This is a genomic window from Kitasatospora sp. NPDC049258 (genome assembly GCF_040678895.1).
Taxonomy (GTDB): Bacteria; Actinomycetota; Actinomycetes; order Streptomycetales; family Streptomycetaceae; genus Kitasatospora.
Window position 1 is genome coordinate 1 of record NZ_JBFAQT010000007.1, and the last position, 19,775, is coordinate 19,775.

The window sequence follows — 19,775 nt, forward strand, 5'->3', positions numbered from 1 at the left end:
TTGGCCACGCTGTAACCGTTGCACGCGTAGGCCGGGTCGGAGGCCGGCATCAGGACGGCCTGGCCCTGGGCGTTGATCGTGTAGTACTCCGGCTTCAGCACGCCGTTCTTGACCCGCCCGTCCGCATACTCGGCCGGGGCGCTGCAGGTCACCGAACCGGCCGGCCCGGGGTACAGCCACTCCTGCACCGCGATCGGCGTCGCGGCGGCGGCCGTGGCGGCAGCAGCCGGTGCGGCGGGCGGGCCGGAGGCCTGTGCGGAGACGGCCAGCACCGAGGCGGCGAGCAGTGCGGCGGTTCCTCCCGCGACCAGCACCTTGTGGCGGGCCAGCGCGGGCCGCAGGCCGGGGCCTGAGTGCCTCGCGTGACCGGATCGATTTCCCATGCGGCAGTTCTCCGTTCGCGTGCCCTCGGGGCCCGTACGGACGGGGCCTCACCTGGGACGACGGCCGGGGCCACCGCGGGGGTTCACCGGTTTGCCCGGAAATGCCGGACGGCCGGCGGGGGTCGCCCCGCCGGCCGTCCAGCCCACCTGTCCTGCCGGTCAGTTGCCGTGCCGGCCCTTGCGCCGGGCCGCGACCAGGACACCGCCGCCGACCAGCACCGCGCCGCCGCCGACCGCGGCGATCAGGCCGCCGCTGCTGCCGCCGCCGGTCTCGGCCAGCTTCGGCTTCTCGGGCGTGGCCGAGCCGCTCGGGGTCGGCGTGCTCGGGGTCGGCGTGGTCGGGGTCGGCGTGGTCGGGGCCGGGGCGCTGGACGACGGCGGGACGGACGTGCTGGGCTTCGGCGAGCCGCTCGGCGGCGCCGACGAACTCGGGGACACCGACGAACTCGGCGTCGGGGACGGGGACGGGGTGGTGCAGAGCGGCATGTCGGCGATCTTCTTGTCGATGTGGGTGTCCGCCAGCGTGTAGCGCCAGGTGTCGCCCTTGCCGGTGTAGCCGACGGTGAGCTTGACGGTGCCGGGCCGCGCCCGACGCGGGCGCGGCGAGCCACGCCTGGCTGATCACCAACAATCTGGCCGACTACCTCCGCTACCACCGTCACACCGACGAGCCGGTCGCCGCCCACACCATCGCCATCGAGGCCGCGCGGCGCTCCGGCGACCGGGACGCCGAGACCGCGAACCTGACCAACCTGGGGGTGGCGTACTGGGGGGGACCGGCTCGCGCTCGCCGTCGACTGCGGCCGGCGCGCCCTGCGGCTCGCCCGGGCCACCGGCGACCGCCGGTGCGAGGCGGACGCCCGGATCCGGGTGGCGATGTTCGGCCTGCACCTGGGCGACCACCGGGACTCGCTCGACCACCTCGACCGGGCGCTGGCGGCGGTTCGGGAGAGCGGCCGTCGGCGGGAGGAGTCGATCGCGCTCTGGCTGCGCGGGCAGGTCCAGGTGATGGCGGGCGACTACGAGGGGGCGCTCCACTCGACCGCGCTCTCCCTGGAGATCGACCACGAACTCGGTGAGCGCTACGGCAGGATGGTCGGCCTGATCACCATGGGGGCGGCCGGCTCGACGACCGGGCCGGCCAGGCGCACTCGCTGATCGAACTGGCCGAGCTGGACCGGGCGCGCGGCCGGCCGCAGGAGGCGCTCGCCCGGGTGGGCCGGGCGCTGGAGGTCCTGCTGGACATCAGCCGCCCCTCGCTCACCTGCGCCGCACACCGGGTCGCGGGCGACATCCGGCTCGACCTGGGCGACCCGCGGGCCGCGGCCGAGCACCACCGCACGGCGCTCGACCTCGCGGTACGGATCGGCCACCGCTTCCACGAGGCCCACGCGGCGGAGGGCCTCGGCCGGGCGTCCGGCGCGCTCGGACGCCCGGCCGAGGCAGCGGAGCACCGGCGCCGGTCGCTGGCCCTGTTCGATGCGATGGGGCTCCCGGAGGCCGTGCGCCGTCGAACCTCCGGTGCGGCCGAAGGGTGTTTCTGACACCGGGTGAACCGGGCTCGGACAGCAACGCCCGAGCCAACCGTGATGATTGTGTGATGCTCAGTATGCAGGCTTGTTATTGAGGTACTGATCCCTCTAATCTCCCGATCAGTTCGCTGCTGCGAGCTCCCGAAGCACGGCACGCCCAACCCTGCCCACCGCGCGACCGGGACGACCGAAAGACCCTGGGCAGGGGCGGGGGACCCAGTTTCTGCGCCGATCCCCCTTCGGCTTGGGGTGAAGCCGCGCCCTGCGCGGCCGGGCCACCTCCCGGTCCGAACCCGACAGCTCACCTCGCAGGCGTGCGGAGAGGGATTATCTGATGGTCTTTTCGGGCTCCGGTCGTCACCGCCGTCCCACCCAGACCGATCGCGCCGTCGCGGCCGCCGGAGTGGCAGGGGTGGGCCTCGCGCTGCCGCTGCTGACCGCGACCGGGGCGCACGCCGCCACGCCGGAGACCTGGCAGGCGGTCGCGCAGTGCGAGACCGGCGGCAACTGGACGGTCGACCCGGGCACCGGGCGCTACGGCGGCCTCGGGCTGACCCTGCGGACCTGGGTCGCGTACGGCGGCGACGAGTTCGCGGCGCAGCCCGACCACGCCACCCAGGCGGAGCAGATCACCGTCGCCGAGCGGCTGCTCGCCGGCCACGGCCCGAGCCTGTGGCCCAGCTGCGGCCCGGCCGCCGGCCTGCCCGCCGCGCCCACCCCGGCGCCCACGGCCACGCCCGAGCCGACCCCCGCGCCCAGCTCCGGCACCCCGGTCCGCGGCGACGGCGGTGTGGTCCCGCAGTTCGTGCTGCCGTACCTCACCCCGCAGCCCGCCGCGCCGACCGACGGCACGGGCTCGAGCACCGTCGGCGAGGTGCCGCCGGCCACCACGGACCAGCCCACCACCCAGCCCGGCACCCAGCCGACCGGCCAGCCGAGCACGCAGCCGACCGGCCGGCCCACCGGCGACCCCACGGCCACCCCGCCGGTCACCACCCCCGACCCGACCGCGACCACCCCGGTCACCCCCTCGCCGACCGGCTCGCCGACCACCGGCGACCTGCCCGTCCCGGGCGCCTCGGGCACCGCCACCCCCGACCCGACCGCGGCGCCGACCACGACGGCCACCACGGACCCGGCCGCCACCGTCCCCGTCGCCGCGACGACCCCGGCCCAGCCGGCGCCCGCGACCACCTACACGGTCGCCCCCGGGGACACCCTCTCCACGATCTCGGACAGCCTGACCCTGGGCGGCTGGCAGCACCTGTACCGGAGCAACTCCCCCACGGTCGGCGTCAACCCCGACCTGATCCACCCCGGCCAGGTCCTCACCCTGCCGTAACCGCCCGTACGGCGGGGCCGGCCGGTCGCCGGCCCCGCCCGGGAGCGTCCCGGGCCGCCGTGGCAGACTGCTGCCGGCGGCCCGTACCGGACGATCACGACCCGAGGTTCCATGCAGCACCTGCTCTCCGGCTTCACGCCGATCTGGGTGCTCACCGCGGTCGGCTACCTGGTCGCCCGCGCCGGGCTGCTCGGTCCGCAGGCGGAGGCGGTGCTCGGCCGGTTCGTGTTCCACGTGGCGATGCCGGCCGCCCTGTTCACGATGCTCGCCAAGGCCCGGCTGGACTCCTTCGCCAACACCGCGATGCTCGCCTTCGCGGCCGGCACCGCACTCGCCACCGGCCTGGGCGTGCTGGCCGCGCGCCGGCTGTTCGACCGCCGGCCGGCCGACCAAGCGATCAGCGGCATGGCGGCCGGCTACGTCAACTCGGCCAACCTGGGCATCCCGGTGGCCCTTCAGGTGCTCGGTGACGCCTCGTTCGTCGCGCAGATCCTGCTGTTCCAGGTGCTGCTGGTCACCCCGGTGATCCTCGCCCTGCTGGACGCGGGCACCGAGCGCGGCGCCCGGCGCGGCCGGCTGTTGATGCTGCCGCTGCGCAACCCGATCATCCTGGCCTCCGCCCTGGGCGCACTGCTCTCCGCCACCGGCTGGACACTGCCACCCACCCTCGCCCGCCCCGGCGAACTGCTCGGCGCGGCCGCGGTGCCGACCGCCCTGGTCACCCTCGGCATGTCGCTGCACGGCCGCCGCGACCGCGCCACCGCCGGCCGCCGCGCCGAGGTCGGCGTCACGGTCCTGCTGAAGACCCTGGTCCAGCCCCTGGCCGCACTCGCCGTCGGGGCCCTCCTCCTGCACCTGCCCCGGCCCCAACTCCTCGCGGTGGTCCTCTGCTCGGCCCTGCCCACCGCCCAGAACGCCTTCGTCTACGCCCGCGAGTACGGCCTCAGCACCGCCTTGGCCCGCGACAGCGTGCTCTCCTCCACCCTGGTCTCGATGGCCACCCTCTCCCTCGTCTACTGGACCCTCGGCCCCACCTGAAAGAGATACCGGCGCGCGCGACGGAGCAACCGTTCCCGATGCGGGTCGAGGACGTCTTCGCCCGCCCCCGGGGGAAGCCGGCACGGTGACGGTCCCTCGCGAACGGCCCGTAGCGCCCTTGGGCGGACGGCCTCGGCGGTGGGCGCTCGGGGAGGTCTTGACGTAAGCATGACATTGACGGACCATCATGCTGGCGCGCGCCGCAGTTCCTCCCCCGTTCCGTCCCCTACGGACCCCCACAGGAGGACAGTCATGCGACTGCCCCGCCGAGGGAAGCCCGCCGCGGCCACCGCCGTGCTGCTGGCCCTCGCTCTCGCGTCCCCCCTCAGTTCACAGGCCTCCGCCAGGGCGGCCGGCCCCGAGCGCGCCGCCGTCGCCGCGGACGGCGCCCGGCAGTACGTCGTCCAGGGCCCCCGGACGGTCGCCGAGCGCACCGCGATCGCCGCCACCGGCGCCTCCGTGGACGCCGTGCGCACCGACTCGGTGGTGGTCACCGCCGACGCCGCCGAGACCGCCCGGCTGCGGGCGCTCGGCTGGGCGCCCACACCGCTGCCCGGCCCCCAGGACGACGCGCCGCAGGCGCAGGAGGCACCGGGCGCGGTGACGGACTTCCCGTCCGCCGACTCCGGGTACCACAACTACGCCGAGGCCACCGCCGACATCGACGCCGTGGTCGCCGCGCACCCCGACATCATGAGCAAGCGGGTGATCGGCACCTCGTACGAGGGCCGGGCGATCGTCGCGATCAAGATCAGCGACAACGTCGGTACCGACGAGAACGAGCCCGAGGTGCTGTTCACCGCCCACCAGCACGCCCGCGAGCACCTCACCGTCGAGATGGCGCTCTACCTGCTGCACGAGTTCGGCGACAAGTACGCCACCGACAGCCGGATCGCGGGCGCCGTCAACAGCCGCGAGATCTGGGTGGTCCCGGACCTCAACCCGGACGGCGGCGAGTACGACATCGCCACCGGCCGCTACCGCAGCTGGCGCAAGGACCGCCAGCCCAACTCCGGCAGCAGCAGCGCCGGTACCGACCTCAACCGGAACTGGAACTACAAGTGGGGCTGCTGCGGCGGCTCCTCCGGCTCCACCTCCAGCGAGACCTACCGGGGCAGCGCGCCGGAGTCCGCCAAGGAGACCAAGGTGGTCGCCGACTTCGTCCGCAGCCGGGTGGTCGGCGGGAAGCAGCAGATCACCGCCGCGATCGACTTCCACACCTACAGCCAGCTGGTGCTCTGGCCGTTCGGCTGGACCACCGCCAACACCGCCACCGGGATGACCGCCGACGAGTACAACACCTTCGCCACCCTCGGCCGCAGCATGGCGGGCACCAACGGCTACACCCCCGAGCAGTCCAGCGACCTCTACATCACCGACGGGGCGATCGACGACTGGCTGTGGGGCGTGCACCGGGTCTTCGCCTACACCTTCGAGATGTACCCCGGCCCGAACGGCAGCAGCGGCTTCTACCCGCCCGACGAGGTGATCGGCCGGGAGACCAGCCGCAACCGCGAGGCGGTGCTGCGGCTGGTGGAGACCGCCGACTGCGTCTACCGGGTGATCGGCAAGCAGCAGCAGTACTGCGGCATCGCCACCTGACGGCCACCGCCCGGCGCCGGGGGCCCGTTCAGGACGGCACCCGGCGCCGGGGGTCCGGTTCGCGGCCGCCGAACAGCCGGCGGTAGGCGGCCCGGTGGCGCGGGTCGTCGAGCAGGAACGGCAGGTCGGTGGACACCATGTGCCGGATCACCAGCATCGGCAGCGGGCTGCGCAGCGGCCGGAACTCCGGGTTCCACAGGCCGGGTTGGTCCGGCGGCAGGTCGTGGAACTGGCCGAGCATCAGGCCGGCCTCGACGAACTCGCCCTTCAGCTCCAGCTGGGTCCGGTCGATCAGCCCGGGCGCCTCGGCGGTCGGGAGGTCCGGGAAGACGATCAGGACGGTGGTGAACTGGGCCCGGGGTGCGCCCGGCGCGGCCAGCCGTAGGAACCAGTCCCGGTACACCGCGACCGCCTCCGCCACCTCCCCGCGGTCGGCGGGCCGGCCGGGCCGCAGGGCCAGGTGGAAGCGCCCGTCCCGCAGCGAGGCCCCGACGAACGGGCAGACCGGGCCGTCGCGGCCGAGTTCGGGGTGCGGCTCGGTGAGGTACGTCCGGGCCCAGTCGAGCACCCGGCGCAGCGCGTCGGCATGGCCGCGGGCCGCCGGCGGCAGGCCCGCCGCGGGCGGCTCCAGGTCGGCGGCGGTGAACAGGACGTGCTCGGGTCTGGTGGGGTGGGTGAGCATCAGGATTCCCGCGGGTCGGCCGGGTGGGCGGCGGTGGCCGGATGGGCGGCGGTCGGCGGCCCGGAGTCCGGGATCGAGTCGTCGGCCTCGCGCAGCGGCCGGTACCAGTAGCCCGCCAGCGTCCAGGCCAGCGCCACCAGTCCGGTGAGGACGACCACGGCGGCCATCCCCCGGCCGGGGCCGGTGCCGAGCAGGGCGCCGAGCAGGCGGCCGGGCGGCGAGAGCGGGGCGCGGAGCAGGGGTTCGAAGACCCGGTCGGTGAGCGGGCCGGTGACCAGGTAGCCGAGCGGCATCACCAGCCGGGCGAGCATCAGGCAGGTGGCGAGTACCCGGCCCTGGAGGTCCAGGCCGACCTTGACCTGGACCAGGGCCAGCCAGTGCGCGTTGATCAGGGCCGCGCAGACCCCGATGCCGAACATCCCGAGGGTCGGGAAGGCGGCGCTGGGGCGCAGCCCGATCAGTACGGCGGAGGCGGCGAACAGGCCGACGAAGGCGATCATGCCGGCGGCGCGGCGCCGGGTGCCGCCCCAGACCGCCATCAGCGCGCTGCCGGCCAGCAGCCCGGCGCCTTGGGCGGCCAGCACCACGCCGAGCGCGGCGGGCGAGGCGAAGGCCAGCACCAGCGGGGTGACCAGGACGGTCACCACGCCGCCGAGCGCGTTGGCGACGGCGAAGAACACGGCGAGCGCGACCAGCCCGCGGCGCCGGGCGAGGAACCGCCAGCCGTCGGCGATCTCGCGCAGCAGCGGGCCGTCCCGGCGGACGAAGCCCAGCTCGGGGAAGCGGACCGCGAGCAGGGTGGCCAGCGAGACGGTGAAGGAGAGCACGTCCAGCCACACCACGGTGGCGAGGCCGAAGGCCACCGCCAAGGCGCCGCCGAGGAGTTGGGCGAACAGTGCGCCGGTGGCGGTGCCCAGGCCGACCACGCCGTTGGCCTGGCCGAGGTAGCGCTTGGGGGTGAGCTGGGTGACGGCGGCCAGGTAGGCGGGCTGCCGGAAGGCGGTGGCGACCGCTCCGACGATCACCACCGCGTACAGCTGCCAGAGCCGCAGCGCGTCCGCGGTGAGCAGCCCGGCGGCGGCCAGGCCGGCGCCGAGCGCGGCCAGGTCGCAGCCGATCATCACCCGCCTGCGGTCGTACCGGTCGGCGACCGCGCCCGCGAACGGGGCGGCCAGGATGGCCGGGAGCAGCGCGAAGGCCGCGATCGCGGCGAAGGCGGTGACGGTGCCGGTGGTCCGGTACGCCCACAGGCCGAGCGCGAAGGTGGACAGGCCGGTGCCGACCAGCGAGACCAGTTGGCCGAGGGTGACGGTCAGGAAGGCCGGCAGCCGGGACGGCGGGGGTACGGCGGGCGGGGCGAGCGGTGGTTCGGCGCGCTGCCAGCGGGCCACCCGCTCCCGCAGGATGCCGGCCAGTTGGGGTTCGCGCTGGAAGAAGTGCCCGGCGCCGGCGACCACGGCGGTGTCCACCGCTCCGCCGTAGCCGGACCACTCGTGGGCGCGTTCCTGGTGGAACTCGGTCACCTTGTCCCGCTCGCCGACCACCACCAGGACGGGGGTGGGGCCGGGTTCGGCCGGGGCGCCGTAGAAGCGTTCCGCCTCGGTGGCGTCGTGCCGGACGGCGGCGGCCAGCAGGCGCCGTTCGGCCTCGGGGAGCTCGTCGGCCAGGCCACCGAGTGCCCGCAGGCCGTCCGTCAGGGCCCGGTCGGACTGCCGGCGGCCGGGCGCGAGGCGGGCCAACCTGCCGAGGAGTCCGGGAAGTTCGGCGGTCGGGAAGGCCGCGCCGACCACCAGGCCGAGCACCGGGTGGCCGGCCGCGCGCAGCCGGGCCTCGATCGCGGTGGCGAGCGCGGCGCCGACGCAGTGGCCGTAGAGCACCACCGGTCCGGGCCGCTGCGCGAGGATCCGTTCGGTGCAGCGCCGGGCCAGCTCCTCGACCGGTACGGGCGGCTCGCCGGGGTGGGCCGGGTCGCGGCCGGGCGGCTGGACGGCGTACAGCGCCCAGCTGCCGGGCAGCCGGTCGGCGAGGTCGCGGTAGACGATGGCGCCGGCGCCGCCGAACGGGACGGCGACCACGGTGACCTCGGCGGTGGCGGCGGCGCGGCCGGTCATCCGGTGCAGCAGCTCGGCCGCCCGGCCGGGCCCGCCGAGCAGGGCGGCGAGGCCGCGGACGGTGGGGTGGGTGAACAGGTCGAGGACGGAGAGCGCCGGGTCGATCCGGCGGACCGCGCGGACCGCGCGCATCGAGTCGCCACCGGCCGCGAAGAAGTCCTCGTCCGGGCCCACCGGGCGCTCCAGGATGTCCTCGAACACCTCCGCGACCCGCGCCTCGGCCGCGGTGGCGGGGGCCCCGGTGCGCGGCCCGGCCGGGGGTCGGGCGGCGGGCGGTGCGGGCAGGGCGGCGCGGTCGAGCTTGCCGGCGGGGCTGAGCGGGAGGGCGTCGACGGTGACCAGCCGGGCCGGTACCAGGTGGGCGGGCAGGCGCCGGCGCAGCCGGTCGGCGATCGCGCCGAGCGGGGCGCCGTCGGCCGGACCGGCGAGCACCAGGTAGCCGATCAGCTGCGGCTCGCCGGCCCGGTCCGGGCGCACCACCACCGCCGCACGGGCCACCAGCGGGTCCTCGGCGAGGGCGGCCTCGATCTCGCCGGGCTCGATCCGGTAGCCGCGCAGTTTGAGCTGGCCGTCCGCCCGTCCGAGCAGCAGGAGTTGGCCGTCGGCGCGGTGCCGGGCGAGGTCGCCGGTGCGGTACAGCCGACCGGGCCCGTACGGGTTGGGCAGGAACGCGGCCGCGGTGAGCCCGGGCCGGCCGTGGTAGCCGTCGGCGAGGCCCGCGCCGCCGAGGTACAGCTCGCCGACGGCGCCGAGCGGCACCGGCCGCAGCCGGTCGTCGAGCACGTACGCGGTGGTGTTGGCGAGCGGGCGGCCGACGGTGATCCCGTCGTCGTCGGTGATCCGGCGGGCGGTGCTCCAGATGGTGGCCTCGGTCGGACCGTAGAGGTTCCACAGCGCGCGGACCTTCGGCCGCAGCGCGGCGGCCAGGTCGGCGGGGAGCGGTTCGCCGCCGCACAGGGCGGTCAGGCCGGGGCCGCCGGTCCAGCCGGCCTCCAGCAGCAGCCGCCAGGTGGCGGGGGTGGCCTGGAGGAAGGTCGCGCCGCCGGCGGTGATCCGCCGGGCGAGTGCGGCGCCGTCACGGACGGTGGCGCGGTCCGCGAGGTCGACCCGGGCGCCGTGCACCAGCGGCAGCCAGAGCTCCAGGCCGGCGATGTCGAAGGAGAGGGTGGTGACGGCCAGCACGGTGTCGTCCGGGCCGGGGCCGGGCAGTTCGGCGCCGATCGCGGCCAGCAGGTTGGCCAGTGCCCCCTGCGACACGGCGACGCCCTTGGGCCGTCCGGTGGAGCCGGAGGTGTAGATCAGGTAGGCCGTCCGCTCCGGGGCCGGGGCCGGCAGCGGGCGGGGGTCCGCCGCGCCGGCGTCGAGGGCCAGCACCGGCCCGGCGAAGGGGAGTCCGGGCGGCGCGGCGCCGTCGTCGGTGAGCAGCACGGCCGCGCCGGAGTCGGCGAGCATGTACGCCAGCCGCTCGGCCGGGTAGTCGGGGTCCAGCGGCAGGTAGCAGCCGCCGGCCCTGAGCACGCCGAGCAGGGCGGCCACCAGGTACGCGGTGCGGGCGGCCGCGACCCCGACCACGGTGCCGGGACGGACCCCGGCCGCCCGCAGGGCGCGGGCCAGGTCGTCGGCGTGGCGGTCGAGTTCGGCGTAGCTCAGGGTGCGGATGCCGTCACCGACGGCCGGCGCGTCGGGGGTGCGGGCGGCGTGCGCCGCGATCCGCTCGGGCACGGTGGCGGTGGGCAGGTCGGCGGTGGTGTCGTTCCACCGCTCCAGCACCAGCCGCCGTTCGGCCTCGCCGGCCAGCGGGAGGTCGGCCAGGGCGGTGTCCGGGTCGGCGGCGATCGCCCGCAGCAGGGTGGTGAACCACTCGGCCAGCCGCCGCGCGGTGCTCTCCGCCAGCACGTCCGCGCTGTACTCGAGCGCGCCGCCCAGCCCGTCCCCCCGCTCGGTGAGGATCAGCGAGAGGTCGAACTTGGCGACGCCGGTGGGCCCGTCCACCGGGGTGGCGGTCGAACCCGGCAGGTGCCAGGCGGGCGCCGGGGTGTTCTGCAGGGCGAACATGGTGGAGAACAGCGGGGTACGGCCGGGGTCGCGGACCGGGGCGAGCTGCTCGACCAGCCACTCGAACGGGACGTCGGCGTGCCCGAAGGCCGCCACGCAGGTGTCCCGGACCCGGCGCAGGTGCTCGCGGAAGCCGAGCCCGGGCTCCGGCCGGCCGCGCAGCGGCAGCATGTTGACGAAGAAGCCGACCAGGTCGTCGGCGTCGGGGTGGACCCGCCCGGCGACCGGGACACCGACCACCAGGTCGGCCACCCCGGCGTAGCGGGCGAGCAGCACCTGGTAGGCGGCGAACAGCGTCATGAACGCGGTCGCGCCCTCGGCCCGGCCGAGCGCCAGCAGCGGCCCGGCGACCTCGCCGGGCACCGTGACGGGCACGGCGCCGCCGGTGTGGCTGGGCCGGGCGGGCCGGGGCCGGTCGGCGGGCAGCTCCAGCCAGGGCGGGGCGCCGGCCAGCAGCTCGCGCCAGTGGCCCAGGCCCTCGGCGTGGTCGGCGGAGCGCTGCCAGGCGGCGTGGTCGGCGTACTGGAGGCCGGCGGCGGGCAGCGGCGTCCCGGCGTAGGCGGCACTCACCTCGGCGGCGAACAGCGCGTGCGACCAGCCGTCGAAGACGATGTGGTGGAAGGTCAGCAGCAGCAGGTGGGCGCGGTCCTCCACGCGCAGCAACCGGGCCCGCAGCAGCGGGCCGGCGGCCAGGTCGAAGCCGTGCCGGAACTCGGCGTCGAGCTCGGCCCGGACCTGCTCGGGAGTGGCGGCGCGCAGGTCGGTGACCGGCAGCGGCACCGGCGCGGGCGGCCGGATCGCGGGCACCGGGGCGCCGTCGACGGCGGGGAAGACCGTGCGCAGGCTGTCGTGCCGGGCGGTCACCGCGCTCAGCGCGGCCGCGAGGGCCGGCACGTCCAGGTCGCCGTCCAGGCGCAGCGCGTACGGCAGGTTGTAGGCGGGGTTGCCGGGCGTCACCTGGTCCAGGAACCACAGGCGCTGCTGGGCGTAGGAGACCGTGACCGGCGTGCCGGGGCGCAGCGGCGGGTAGCCGCTCGCGCCCTCGCGCAGGGCGGCCAGCTGCCGGGCGAGGCCGGCCACGGTCGGGTGGGCGAACAGGGTGGGCAGCGGCAGGGTGACGCCGAGGTCGCGGCGCAGCCGGGAGACCGCGCGGGTGGCCAGCAGGGAGTGGCCGCCGAGGGCGAAGAAGTCGGCGTCGGCGCGGTCCACCGGCAGGCCGAGGAGGTCGGCGAAGACGGCCGCGACGGCCCGCTCCAACCGGGTCCGCGGGGCGCACCCGGTGCCGGCGGGGGGCGGGGCGGCCGGGAGCGCGGCGCGGTCGACCTTGCCGTTGGCGGTCAGCGGGAGGGCGTCCAGCGGGATCAGGGCGGCGGGCACCAGGTGCCCGGGCAGCAGCGCGCCCAGCCGCTCGGCCAGCCCGTCGAGGGCGTCCGGCCGGGTGGCCACCAGGTAGCCGACCAGCCGGCCGTCGGTGGCCAGCACCGCGGCGTCGGCGATGCCCGGCTGGGCCCGCAGTGCGGCCTCCACCTCGCCGGGTTCGACCCGGTAGCCGCGGATCTTCACCTGGCGGTCGGCGCGGCCGAGGAACTCCACGGTGCCGTCGGGCCGCCAGCGCGCGCGGTCGCCGGTGCGGTAGCGGCGGCCGCCGGTGTCCGGATCGGTCCGGAACCGCTCGGCGGTCCGTTCGGGGTCGCCGAGGTAGCCGCGGGCGACGGCGGGGCCGCCGATCCACAGCTCGCCGGGGACGCCGACCGGCACCGGCTGCCCGTGCCCGTCCAGGATCCGGGCCGAGACGTGCGGCAGCGGGCGGCCGAGCGGCGGTACGGGCGGCCGCCCGACGGCCGGAGCGGTGAGCTCGGCGGTGAGCACGCCGACGGTGGTCTCGGTCGGCCCGTAGTGGTTGAGCACCCGTAGCGCCGGGCTCAACTCGCGGATCCGGTCCACCAGTTCCCAGCTCACCGCCTCGCCGCCGAGCACCAGGCAGCGGCGCGGCAGCAGGTCGGCGGGGCGGTCGGCGGTGAGCAGCGCGGCGAGCTGGGAGGGCACCAGCTTGAGCAGGTCGACGGGGTGCTCGGCGAGGTGTCCGGCGAGCGCGTCGGCGTCCGCGACCAGGTCGGCGGCGAGCAGCCGGACGGTGCCGCCCGCCCAGAGCGCCCCGAACAGCATGGTGTGGCCGAGGTCGGCGGCCAGCGTGGAGCAGACGGCGTACTGCTCCACCGCGCCGGCCGGCGCCGCGCCGAGCACCTCGGTGACGCTCGCCAGGTAGGCGGCGAGGCTGTCGTGGCCGACCGCGACGCCCTTGGGGCGGCCGGTGGAGCCGGAGGTGAACAGCACATAGGCGAGCGTTTCGTCCGGCGTGGCGTCCGGCGTGCCGTCGGCGCCGACCCGGCGCAGCTCGGGCTCCCCGGCCGCCCCGGACACCAGCAGGGCGGCGCCGGCCGAGGCCAGCAGCTCCTGCTGCCGGGCGGGCGGCAGGGCGGGGTCGATCGGGACGTACGCCGCGCCCGCCCGCCAGCAGGCCAGCACCGCGGCGAGGAAGCCGGTACCGGGCGCGGCGTGCACTCCGACCACCGTGCTGCCGCCCAGCCGATCGGCCAACGCACGTGCGACGCGGTCGAGTTCGGCGTAGCTCAGGGCGCCGTCGGGGGCGACGACGGCCGGGCGGTCGGGGGCGGTGCGCACCCAGCGGTCGAAGCGGTCGAGCAGCGTACCGGGCGCGGGGGCGGTGGCGGTGGCCGCCTCGGCGGTCAGCCGCAGTTCCTCGGGGCCGAGGATCGGCAGCCGGTCGACGGGGGCGTCCGGCGCGGCGGCCATGGCGGCGATCAGCCTGCCGTACTGCGCGGTGAAGCGGCGGACGGTGTCCGGGTCGAACAGCGCGGTGCGGTAGACCGCGGTGATCTCGACGGTCGGCCCGCCGAGGTCCTCGGCGGACAGGCTGAGGTCGACCTTGGCGGTCCGGGCCGCCACGTCCAGCCACTCGACCTCGACGCCCTCCAGCCGCAGCGCCACCCTCGGCACGTGGGTGGCCACCAACTGCACCTGGTACACCGGGTGGTGGCCGGCCTGCCGGGCGGCCCGGCCGACCAGCCGGTCGAACGGCAGGGCGCTGTGCGCGGTGTCGGCGAGCACCGACTCGCGCACCTCGCCCAGCAGTTGGCGGGTGGTTCGGCCGGGTGCGAAGGTGCCGCGCAGCACGATGGTGTCCAGGAAGCAGCCGAACACCTCGGGCACCTCGTCCCGCCCGGCCACCGGGGTGCCGACCAGGATGTCGTCGACCCCCGCGTGCCGGGCGCACAGCGCCTGGAAGGCCGCGAGCAGCACCATGAAGGTGGTGCAGCGCAGTTCGGCGGCCAGCCGGCGCAGCCCGGCGGTGGTCGGTTCGTCCAGGGTGTACCGGACGGCCGCGCCGGCGTCGTCGGCGACGGCCTGCCGGGGGCGGTCGGCGGGCAGCTCCAGCACGGTCGGCGCGCCGGCCAACCGCTGCTGCCAGTAGAGGAGTTCCTTCTCGTACCGGCGGCCGAGCCGGGCGTGGGTGACATCGGCGTAGGAGACCGCGGGCGGCAGTACGGCGCCCTCCCCGGCCCGGTACGCGGCGGCCAGGTCGGCCGCCAGCAGGCCGACCGACCAGCCGTCCGCCGCGATGTGGTGCAGGCAGACCAGCAGGACGTGGTCGTCCGCCGCGCGGCGCAGCAGCACGGCGCGCAGCGGCGCCTGCACCGCGAGGTCGAACGGCTCGGCCACGGCCCGGCGGACGGCCGCGTCCAGGCCGTCCGCCCCCACCTCGGCCCCCTCGCCGGCCACCTCGCCGGCCACCTCGCGGACCGGCAGCGGCACCGGCCCGGGGGCGTCGACGACCGCGGTCGGCTCACCGCCCTCGGCCGGGTACCGGGTGCGCAGGATCTCGTGCCGGGCGGCGACCGCGGTCAGCGCCGCGGCGAGCCGCTCCCGGTCGAGCTCACCGCGCAGCCGCCAGGCCACCGGGATGGTGTACGCGGCGCTGTCCGGCGCCCAGCGGTGCAGGAACCACAGCCGCCGCTGGGCGTCGGAGAGCGGGGTGGGCCCGGCGGGCCGCGGCGCGAAGCCGGGGGCGGCGGGCCGGCGGGCCTTGGCCCGGGCCACCCGTTCGGCCAGGCGCTGTTCCAGGGTGCTCATCCGAGGTCCTCGACGATCGCCTTCTCGACGGCTCCGGCGAGCGCGGCGACGGTCGGTTCGTCGAACAGGATCCGGACCGGGAACGGGATCTCGAAGCGGTCCCGGATCCGGGCGGCGACCGCGGCCGCCAGCAGGGACTGGCCCCCGATGGCGAAGAAGTCGTCGTCAACGCCGGGCTCCGCGCCGAGCACCTCGGTCCAGATCTCCACCAGGATCTCCTCGATCGGGCCGGACGGCGCCCGCCGCCCGCCGCCCGGCCCGGCCGCCTCCTGCGGGGCGGGCAGCGCCCGCCGGTCGACCTTCCCGGTGCCGGTGCGCGGCAACGCGGGCAGCGTGACGTAGGCGGTGGGCACGGCGTGCCCGGGCAGCCGGTCGGTGAGGAAGACCCGCAGCGCGGCGGTGCCCGGGAGCGGACCGGCGCCGACACCGCCCGGCCCCCCGGCCGCCACCAGGTAGCCCACCAGCCGCTCGCCCGCCACCGGGTGGCGCCGGACGGCCGCGGCCGCGTCGGCCACCGCCGGGTGGGCCCGCAGCGCGGCCTCGACGTCGCCGATCTCCACCCGGGCGCCGCGGACGTTCACCTGGTCGTCGTTGCGGCCGAGCAGGGCGATCCGCCCGTCCGGCAGCCAGCGCGCCAGGTCGCCGGTGCGGTACATCCGCGCCCCGCCTTCGCCCGGGGGCTCCCCCGCACCGGTGGCGAACGGGTCCGGCAGGAACCGCTCCGCGGTCAGCTCCGGCTGCCCGAGGTAGCCGCGGCCGACCCCGGCGCCGCCGACGTACAGCTCGCCGGGCACCCCGACCGGGACAGGCCGCTGCCGCTCGTCCAGCAGGTAGACCCGGGCGCCGGGGATCGGACCGCCGACCGTCGGCCGGCCGCCGCCGGGCACGCACACCCCGACGGCCGTCGCCGTGGTGGCCTCGGTCGGGCCGTAGGCGTTGACGAAGTGCCGGCCGGGCGCCCAGCGGTCGACCAGGGCCGCGCTGCACGCCTCGCCCCCGGCCGTGATCGCGCGCACCGACGGCAGGTCGGTGTCGGGCAGCGCGGCCAGCACCGAGGCGGGCAGCACCAGGTTGGTGACGGCGTGCCGGCGGATCAGCTCGGCCAGGTCCGCGCCGGCCAGTTCGGCGTCGCCGCGCACCACCAGGGTGGCCCCGGTGGTGAGGGTCATGTAGACGTCCGAGATCGAGACGCTGAAGCCGAAGGCGACGAACTGGAGCACCGTGCTGTCGGGCCGGACGTCGAACAGCTCGACCTTGGCGGCGACCAGGTTGGCCAGGCCGCCGTGGGTGAGCAGCACACCCTTGGGGCGGCCGGTGGAGCCGGAGGTGAACATGATGTCGGCGACCTGGTCCTCGCCGACCACCACCGCGGGCCGGTCGGCCCGGCCGGGCTGCCCGGGGTCGACCGGAGTGACCGGGGCGGCGCTCAACCCGGCCAGCCGGCGGCCGAGTTCGCCGGTGCAGACGGCCAGCGGCGGCGCGGTGTCCGTGAGCATCCCGCGCAGCCGCTCGTCCGGGAGGGCCGGGTCCATCGGCACGTACACCCCGCCCGCGCGGTGCACGGCGATCATCGCGACCACCGAGCCGACGGATCTCGGCAGGCAGACCGCGACCGGGGTGCCGGGTCTCAGGCCGCGCTCCAGCAGCGCGTGGGCCAGGCCGTTGACGGCCCGGTCGAGTTCGGCGTAGTCGAGCGACTCGCCCTCGCAGAGCACGGCGGGCCGCCCGGGCGGGCCGGCGATCCGGTCGTGCACGGGGCCCGGGCGGCGGGCGGGGGCGCCGCGGCCGAAGGCCAGTACCTGCCGCTCCTCGCCCGGGGCGAGCAGGTCGAGCGCGGCGAGCGCGGGCGCCGGCTCGGTGTCGGCCCGCTCCAGCACCCGCACCAGTTGCTCGGAGAGCCGGTGGGCGAAGGCCTCGTCGAACAGGTCGGTGGCGTACTCCACCGCCAGGGTGTCCCGGTCGACCACCACCGTGAGGTCGAACCGCCCTCGCTCGGCGGGGAGTTCGCCGTCGAACCGGACGGTGGCACCGGGCAGCCGGATTTCGGTCAGCTCCGGCTGCTGGAGCACCAGCATGACCTGGAACACCGGGTGGTGGGCCCGCCGCCCGGCCGGGGTCAGGGCCTCCACCAGCCGCTCGAAGGGCAGTTCCCGGTGGGCGAAGGCATCCGCGGCCACCGCGCCGACCCGGCCGACCAGTTCGGCGAAGTCCGGCCGGCCGGCCAGGTCCACCCGCAGCGGCAGGGTGTTGACGAAGCAGCCGACCGTGGACTCGAAGGCCGCCCGGGGCCGGTCGCCGACCGGCGTGCCGACCACCAGGTCGGTCCGTCCGGTGCGGCGGTGCAGGACGGTCAGCAGGCCGGCCAGCAGCACCGTGTACGGGGTGGCGCCGAGCCGGCGGGCGGCCCGGTCCAGGGTGGCGCGCAGCCCGGCCGGGAGCCGGCGGGTCACCGTGCCGCCCCGGAAGCTCGGCTGCGCCGGGCGGGTGTCGCCGGGCGACAGGTCGAGCAGCGGAGGGGCGTCCGCCAGCGTGCGGGTCCAGTACTCCAGCAGCCCGGGCCGGGCGGCCGTACGGCTCTCCTCCCAGCGCGCCAGCTCCGCCGTGCCGGGCCCCGGCGGCAGGGCCGGCGGCGTCCGGCCGGCGGCCAGCGCCGGGTGGACCACCGCCAGGTCGGCCAGCAGCAGCTCCACCGAGCGGCCGTCGATCGCGATGTGGTGGACGGTCAGGCCGAGCTGCCAGCGGTGCTCGGCGATCCGGGCCAGGGTGCCGCGCAGCAGCGGCGGCCGGGTCAGGTCGAAGGGCTCGGCGGTCTGCGCGGCGAACAGCGCGGCGGCGGCGCCAGGGTCCTGCCGCAGGTCCACCGACTCGACCACCGGCCCGGTCACCGCCTCGGCCGCCGGCAGCACCTGCTGGCGCGGGCCGTCCGCCGTCTCCACCACCGCGGTCCGCAGCGCCGGGTGGCGGCGCACCAGCTCGGTGACGCTCGCGGCGAGCGCGGCGGCGTCGAATCCGCCGTCCGGGTCGGCGTCCACGGTGAAGGAGACCGAGACGTTGGAGATCGCCGGGTTGGGGGCGAACTGGTCGAGGAACCAGTGCCTGGCCTGGGCGGAGGTGAGCGGGGCGGCCCCCTGCTCGGCCTCCTCGGGCAGCCGCTCCACCGGCCGGGCCGGGCCCGCCGCGTCGAGCGCACGGGCCAGCCGCTCGACCGTGCAGCCGCCGAACAGCCGGGCCGGCGCCAGGTCGGCGCCGTGCCGCTCGGCGATCCGGGCGACGATCCGCATGGCCCGCAGCGAGTGCCCGCCCAGCTCGTCGAACGGCTCGTCCACCCCCACCCGGAAGCCGAACACCTCCGACCAGATCTCCGCCAGCAGCGCCTCGGTGGCGGTGCGCGGCGGCGCGGCCGGCGGCCGCTCGGCGGCCGAGAGCGCGCGCAGCGCGGCCCGGTCGGTCTTGCCGTGGGCGGTCAGCGGCAGCGCTTCCAGGGCCCGCACCGCGGCGGGGACCAGGTGGGCGGGCAGCCGGTCGGCCAGCGCCCGGCGGACGGCGTCGGGGGCCGGGCCGTCCGGGCCGGGCACGTAGAAGGCGGTCAGGCAGGGCTCCCCGGCCGCGTCCGGCCCGGCCAGGACGGCGGCCGCCGCGACCCCGGGCAGCGCGCCGAGCGCGCCCTCCAGCTCGCCCGGCTCGACCCGGAAGCCGCGGATCTGCACCTGGTCGTCGGCCCGGCCGACGTACTCGAACTCGCCGTCGGTGCGGCGGCGCACCAGGTCCCCGGTGCGGTAGAGCCGCCCGTGGGTCCGGTCCTCGGTGAAGCGCTCGGCGGTGAGCTCGGGGCGCCCCAGGTAGCCGCGGGCAAGCCCCGCCCCGCCCAGGTACAGCTCGCCCACCTCGCCGTCCGGCACGGCCGCGCCCAGCGGGTCGCGGACCAGCGCCGTGACGCCGGGCAGCGGACGACCGACGGTGGGCGGGGTGCCACCCGGACGGACCGGGCCGGACAGCGCGACGACGGTGCACTCGGCCGGGCCGTAGTTGTCCACCAGGACGAACGGCAGGCCCGCCGGCGGCCGCGCGGTCAGCCGGTCACCCCCGGTGAGCAGGGTGCGCAGCGCGGTGTCGGCCGGCCAGGGCAGCGCGGTGAGCGCCTCGGCCAGCGGGGTCGCGGCGAAGGCGAGGGTGACCCCGGAGGCGACCAGGAAGTCGCGCAGCCGGACGGGGGTGCGCCGGTCCTGCTCGCCGGGGACGAGGACGGTGGCGCCCGCCGTCAGGTACGGCCAGAGCTCCAGCACCGAGGCGTCGAAGCCGACCGCGGACAGCAGCGGGGTCCGGTCGCCGGGGCCGGGCCGGAAGGTGCGGTGCACCCAGTCGACCAGGTCGAGCAGGCTCGCGTGCTCGACCGCCACCCCCTTGGGCCGCCCGGTCGACCCGGAGGTGTACACCACGTACGCGAGGTCGCCGGGCGCCGGGGAGCCGGCCACCGGAGAGTCGGGCGCCGGTGCCCCGCCCGGCCGCCGGCCGGGCGCGGCCGGGCGGGCGGCCGTCACGGCCGCCCGGTCCAGCACCTCCCGCACCCCGGCGTCGGCGAGCATCAGCTCCCGGCGCGCGGCCGGGTAGGCCGGGTCCACCGGCAGGTAGCCGGCGCCCGCCCGGAGCACCCCGAGCGCGGCGACCACGTACTCGATCGAGCGTTCGCACAGCACCCCGACCCGGTCCCCGGTCGCCGCGCCCCGGGCCAGCAGCCCTTCGGCGACGGCATCGGCCCAGTCCAGCAGGCCGCCGTAGGTCAGTTCGCGGGCGCCCTGCACCAGGGCGGTACGGTCCGGATCGGCGGCCGCGCGGGCGGCCACGAGCTCGGGCACAGTCGGCACGGCACGTCCTTCTCCC

At 77.0% G+C, this 19,775-nt stretch carries 9 protein-coding genes, 1 pseudogene and 1 riboswitch; of the genes and pseudogenes, 6 read left to right on the forward strand and 4 right to left on the reverse strand.

Going from position 1 to position 19,775, the window contains the following annotated elements:
- Positions 1 to 383, reverse strand: a pseudogene (locus AB0K43_RS08420) (hypothetical protein); the annotation flags it as partial.
- A gap of 178 nt (positions 384 to 561) precedes the next feature.
- Between AB0K43_RS08420 and AB0K43_RS08425 the strand changes: the two are divergent.
- From AB0K43_RS08425 to AB0K43_RS08450, 6 genes are all read left to right on the forward strand, one after another.
- On the forward strand, positions 562 to 912 hold the full coding sequence (locus tag AB0K43_RS08425) for a hypothetical protein (RefSeq protein ID WP_363637165.1): 351 nt from the start codon (positions 562 to 564) through the stop codon (positions 910 to 912).
- A gap of 341 nt (positions 913 to 1,253) precedes the next feature.
- A complete protein-coding gene (locus AB0K43_RS08430; protein ID WP_363637167.1) occupies positions 1,254 to 1,541 on the forward strand; it encodes a tetratricopeptide repeat protein in 288 nt (95 codons plus the stop codon).
- 56 nt (positions 1,542 to 1,597) lie between these two features.
- On the forward strand, positions 1,598 to 1,927 hold the full coding sequence (locus tag AB0K43_RS08435) for a tetratricopeptide repeat protein (protein ID WP_363637169.1): 330 nt from the start codon (positions 1,598 to 1,600) through the stop codon (positions 1,925 to 1,927).
- A gap of 163 nt (positions 1,928 to 2,090) precedes the next feature.
- A riboswitch (cyclic di-AMP (ydaO/yuaA leader) is annotated at positions 2,091 to 2,246 on the forward strand.
- A gap of 81 nt (positions 2,247 to 2,327) precedes the next feature.
- Positions 2,328 to 3,257, forward strand: coding sequence for a transglycosylase family protein (locus tag AB0K43_RS08440; RefSeq protein ID WP_363637171.1), 930 nt, complete (start codon positions 2,328 to 2,330; stop codon positions 3,255 to 3,257).
- A 111-nt stretch (positions 3,258 to 3,368) separates the two neighbouring features.
- Positions 3,369 to 4,295: an AEC family transporter gene (locus AB0K43_RS08445; protein ID WP_363637173.1), complete on the forward strand. Its 927-nt coding sequence runs from the start codon at positions 3,369 to 3,371 to the stop codon at positions 4,293 to 4,295.
- Positions 4,296 to 4,547: 252 nt separating this feature from the next.
- On the forward strand, positions 4,548 to 5,897 hold the full coding sequence (locus tag AB0K43_RS08450; protein ID WP_363637175.1) for a M14 family zinc carboxypeptidase: 1,350 nt from the start codon (positions 4,548 to 4,550) through the stop codon (positions 5,895 to 5,897).
- Positions 5,898 to 5,925: 28 nt separating this feature from the next.
- On the opposite strand, the gene AB0K43_RS08455 is transcribed toward AB0K43_RS08450, so the two are convergent.
- Genes AB0K43_RS08455 through AB0K43_RS08465 form a run of 3 tightly spaced genes read right to left on the reverse strand, consistent with a single transcriptional unit; the run spans position 5,926 to position 19,759 of the window.
- Positions 5,926 to 6,579: a DUF6875 domain-containing protein gene (locus tag AB0K43_RS08455; RefSeq protein WP_363637177.1), complete on the reverse strand. Its 654-nt coding sequence runs from the start codon at positions 6,577 to 6,579 to the stop codon at positions 5,926 to 5,928.
- Positions 6,579 to 14,897 (reverse strand): amino acid adenylation domain-containing protein, encoded by an 8,319-nt coding sequence (locus AB0K43_RS08460; protein WP_363637179.1) that lies wholly within the window; start codon positions 14,895 to 14,897, stop codon positions 6,579 to 6,581. Before AB0K43_RS08460 ends, AB0K43_RS08455 begins: the two co-directional genes overlap by 1 nt.
- Positions 14,894 to 19,759, reverse strand: a complete 4,866-nt coding sequence (locus tag AB0K43_RS08465; protein ID WP_363637181.1) for an amino acid adenylation domain-containing protein — start codon at positions 19,757 to 19,759, stop codon at positions 14,894 to 14,896. The genes AB0K43_RS08460 and AB0K43_RS08465 overlap by 4 nt, the downstream gene beginning before the upstream one ends.
- Positions 19,760 to 19,775: the final 16 nt, after the last annotated feature.

Bases quoted from the DNA above. Each gene is read 5' to 3' on its own strand.
- AB0K43_RS08460 (WP_363637179.1), bottom strand. From the start codon at position 14,897: ATGAGCACCCTGGAACAGCGCCTGGCCGAACGGGTGGCCCGGGCCAAG.
- AB0K43_RS08455 (WP_363637177.1), bottom strand. From the start codon at position 6,579: ATGCTCACCCACCCCACCAGACCCGAGCACGTCCTGTTCACCGCCGCC.
- AB0K43_RS08450 (WP_363637175.1), top strand. From the start codon at position 4,548: ATGCGACTGCCCCGCCGAGGGAAGCCCGCCGCGGCCACCGCCGTGCTG.
- AB0K43_RS08445 (WP_363637173.1), top strand. From the start codon at position 3,369: ATGCAGCACCTGCTCTCCGGCTTCACGCCGATCTGGGTGCTCACCGCG.